At 25.9% G+C, this 4,510-nt stretch carries 2 protein-coding genes and 1 pseudogene; all 3 read right to left on the reverse strand.

Features of this window, described 5'->3' with window-relative positions; genetic code table 11:
* Positions 1-1,366 (reverse strand): annotated as a pseudogene (locus MBCUR_RS01250) (hypothetical protein); the annotation flags it as partial.
* Positions 1,367-1,726: 360 nt separating this feature from the next.
* Entirely contained in the window at positions 1,727-2,572 is an 846-nt protein-coding gene (locus MBCUR_RS01255) for an AAA family ATPase (RefSeq protein WP_067089232.1), read from the reverse strand.
* A gap of 458 nt (positions 2,573-3,030) precedes the next feature.
* Positions 3,031-4,269, reverse strand: coding sequence for a cofactor-independent phosphoglycerate mutase (locus MBCUR_RS01260; protein WP_067089234.1), 1,239 nt, complete (start codon positions 4,267-4,269; stop codon positions 3,031-3,033).
* Positions 4,270-4,510 lie beyond the last annotated feature (241 nt).

Here is a 4,510-nt window from a genome sequence, read left to right on the forward strand (position 1 = left end):
CATAATTTACAGTACTAGTTGAACCAACATTACCTGCAAGATCTTTAGAATAATATTGAACATTATAAGCACCTTCAACCAAATACAAAACTGTAGACTTTGACTTAGAACTCCAAGCACCATTATTGATCCTGTAATAAATAGTAGGATTAGGATCCAAATTATCTTTAGCAGTTAAGTTTACAGATTTAAAAGAAGTATATTGACCACCAACCAGATTATTAGAAACTGTCGGAGCATTTAAGTCTATATTGTATTTTACAGTAACAGTAGTTCCTACATTGCCTGCTGCATCTTTAGAGTAATACTGAATCGTGTGTGTACCTCCAGCTAATGATAGAGTAACAGTTTTTGATTTATTGAGCAGTGCTCCATTGTTAACTTTATAGTATAACATTGGATTAGAATCTAAATTATCATTAGCAGTTAAAATTACTGATTTTGATACATTATACCATCCAGCAGCTAAATTAGTAGAAGCTCTTGGTTTAACATTATCAATATAATAATTTACCGTTTTCCAACTTTCTAAATTGTTATTGTTATCAACTGCTCTATATACAAGAGAATGAGAACCTGCAGGTAAGCTTATAGTAACGGTTTTTGCTTTAGATTTGACACTCCCTCCATCAAGTTTATATTCAATTTTTGGAGCAGCATCTTTATTATCTTTAGCAGTTAGAACTACACTTTTAGTACTGTTATACCATCCACCAGCTAAAGAATTAGAACTTGTTGGCTTGACAGTATCAGTACTAACTGTTGCACTATTTATTCCATTTATATTTTTAAAATACTGAGAGGATGGTAATGTTCCATGTTTGTCAGCATAAACAATAATATTAGAAAAGCCATAAACTAAAGTTTCATATCGTGCATTACCTCCACTATATGGAGCATAAGAAGGAGCTTTATTATTACTTGAAATGTAAGTATTTATTAAACCTGCTAACTCAACATACTGAGCTTTAGTTAAAGTGCCTTGTAAACTACCACTTGGGCTGGGGTTATTAATATTAACCAATTTAACATCATTATATTTGCCCTTGTTAGCATTTACAATAGCTCTTGTGGCAAGATACAAATAGTCTTCATCATTAAAAGTTTTATTGGTAACTTTCATAGCAGATGGAATTTTATTATTATCTGCTGTATATTTACTTACTACAGCAGAAACATCACAAATTTCATCTACAGTTAAATACACATCAGCAGCAGAAGCACTAGATAAAAAAAATAAAATAGAAAAAACAACCATAACCATCAAAAGAAACTTGGAAATCCTCCCACAACTAAGCAATTGAGAGAAAGACGATTCCTCTTGAATTATTACACTTTCATTTATATCATTTTTATTATCCCACATTTTAAACACCAAAAATTGATTTAAAAATAAAAAATAAAATAGAAATCATTACTACAATATAATCAGTTTTAATTGAATTTTAATTATTTTCATTTGAACAATGATCATAAATATAAAACTAATTATATATAAATGTTATTAAAATTTATATAAACATTATTAAAACTTCTAAAATAAGTATTATCTGAAAATTTCATAAATGAATGTTCTATGGATTCTACTTAATATGAGGCATTGTGAAGTTAATTAATCCTGTGAATAAAGGTTTTTAGTTTTTTTGTGTCTATTTCTATTATTGTTATTTTTAAGAAAAATCTTTAAAAAAATTCATTAAATTGATGACATTGGATTTATTATTATCTATTTAAAGTCAAATTTAGCAATTTTTACTGAATTGCGGCTTTCTGCATTATTACCTGCATTTAATAACATTTTAATAGCTATTCTTAAGTCTCCTTTGTAATAAACATAATTAACTAAATCGTCAATTATTTTATCATTAATTACTCCTTTGTAAAATCCTAGTCTACAACGCTCTTTTAAAATATTTTTAATTTGACTTTGGGTGTATGATATAAATTGAACTTCACTTGGATGAAAAGTTGATGCAACTGCAGAATCTGTTAAAATTGTTTCAAGATTATTTGTTGTTGCAATGACTGAAACTTTAGCATTTTTAAACGATTCATATGCTCTAAGTAAAGTATACAATGTTTTATTTAGTTCTTTATTTGACTTTATAACATCATAATCATCTAAACCAACTATTAAAACTTTATTCTCCTTCGAAATATATTCCATTATTCTAGTATAAATGTTAAATGTACTTAAACCTCCAACACTAATTTCTATCCCAAATATTTTTTTGTAAATCTTTGTATAAATCTTATATTCTGTTCTATTGATTTGACAGTTAACTAAAACTGTTATTACATTTTCATATCTCTTTTCTAAAAGTTCAAAGAATTTTAACAATGAACTTGTTTTACCTGTAGCTGTTTTTCCATTTAATATCATGTTACTTGGAGTTAAACCCTCTCTGATTCCTTTACTCAATATAGCCATTTTTTTAAGTTGCATATCCCGATATTTATATGATTCTGGAATATAATCTGTTGTAAAAACCTTTTTTTCTTTAAATATTGTGCCGTTTTCTTCAATAATATCATATAATGTTTTCTGATTTTTATCTAAAATTGGTTTCATATAAAAGTATTTATTTTAATGTTTTTTAAATAAAACCTAAGAGCATTTGAAAAGTAATATCTTTTATCATAATTAAATGAGAAAGAATTTATTTTAAATATTTGTCGTGATAATAGGTTTCTTTCCTTTTTCATTAGATAAATACATCATATTTTCTTTTATTTTTAATATTTCGTTGGATAATAAGTAGTAATTTTTCTAATGGTTAATAATCGTCATTAAAAATTTTTGGAAAAATATCATGTCCCTAAATCTAATAAATATCAAAATAATAAAAAATTATAACTTGCAATAGTGGACAAAATAAAGGCAAAAATCTAATTGCAACAAAATACATAATACATAAGTAAAATTAAAAATTAGTACTTACTTTGAGCCATGTGGTCTATTTTTTATAATTTTAGGACAATATATTAAATTTTGTGATTTTAAAAACAAGTAAAATAAGTGTTTAAAAATTAATTTGAGATCAAATAATCAATTAATTTATATCCTTCACTTAAATCGATAGAACCTTTCTTAACAGATAATTCATTGTAAGTCTTTACTTCATCTGTGTCATTATTAGATGAATATATAGTTAAAGGAACTGGATCCATAGTATGAGTCCTTACATCAATAGGAGTAGGATGATCTGGGAGAATAGCTATTTTATAATCACTATACTTTTCAAGTTCATCTAAAATTTGACCTAAAACATGTTTATCTATTTTTTCAATGGCTTTTATTTTTTCTTTGACTTCACCACTGTGTCCTGCCTCATCTGGAGCTTCAACATGGATAAAAAGTATGTCATTATATTTAATGGCTTTTGAAGCATATTTCCCTTTAGCATTATAATCTGTGTCAAAGTATCCAGTTGCACCTGGAACTTCTATAATATCTAATCCTGCAAAAATACCAATTCCTTTGAGTAAATCAACACCTGTTATTACAGACCCTTTTAATCCATACAGTTTTTTAAAATTAGGTAAGCTTGGTTTTAAACCTTGTCCCCATAACCAAACCATATTTGCTGGTTTTTTACCTTTTTCTACTCTTTCTTTGTTTATTGGGTGGTTTTTAAGAAAATCTTTAGACATTTCCATAATATCTTTAATTATTTTACTGCTTTCATCATTCCAATTTATGTAATCAGCTATTTTTTCACCCACAATATCATGAGGAGGAGCTGTATTTAAATCACTTAATTCTTTATTGTTAATCACAAATAAGTGCCTATAGCTTATTCCATTATAAAATTTACCATTAAACTTACTTTTGTTCAATACATCTTTATTAAAATTATTTTTATTAAAATTATTTTTAAAGTAAGTATTCAAATCTTCAATCAAAATGGCTGCTTCTTCTGAACTAATATGCCCTGCATTAAAATCTAAAAGTACTCCATTTTCTTCTGTAATTAAGTTAGCCCTAAATGCAACATCTCCATCTTTTAAATCAATACCCATACTTCCTGCTTCAAGTGGTCCACGACCAGTATAATATTTTTTAGGATCATAACCAAAAATACTCATATTAGCAACATCAGAACCAGGCGAAAAACCCTCAGGAACATTAGAAACTAAACCTGTCTTACCTTCTTTTGTAAGTTTATCTATATTAGGTTTATAAGCTATTTCAAGAGGAGTTTTGTTGTCTAAACTTTTAAGAGGATAATCACTCATTCCATCCCCAATTAAGATAATATATTTCATTTTATCATTTCATAAATTAAATATTATAAACATAATAATTATTATAAATATTATAAATATTATAAATATTTTAGAATTAAAATTTTAAAAAAAAAACATAGTAATTAAAACACATTTAACTTAAATTAAGCTAAAAAAATAAATGGCTGTGTAGTAATTCGAAAATCTAATTTTATAAATTTAATTAATTAAGTTAAAAATTAAATTTATAAAGTTATAATGAATTTTATTATAAAAATAA

Origin of the sequence: Methanobrevibacter curvatus (genome assembly GCF_001639295.1) — an archaeon.
GTDB classification, from domain to species: domain Archaea; phylum Methanobacteriota; class Methanobacteria; order Methanobacteriales; family Methanobacteriaceae; genus Methanoflexus; species Methanoflexus curvatus.

Excerpts from the sequence above, each read along its gene's own strand:
- MBCUR_RS01255 (WP_067089232.1), bottom strand. The coding sequence starts at position 2,572 with ATGAAACCAATTTTAGATAAAAATCAGAAAACATTATATGATATTATT.
- MBCUR_RS01260 (WP_067089234.1), bottom strand. The coding sequence starts at position 4,269 with ATGAAATATATTATCTTAATTGGGGATGGAATGAGTGATTATCCTCTT.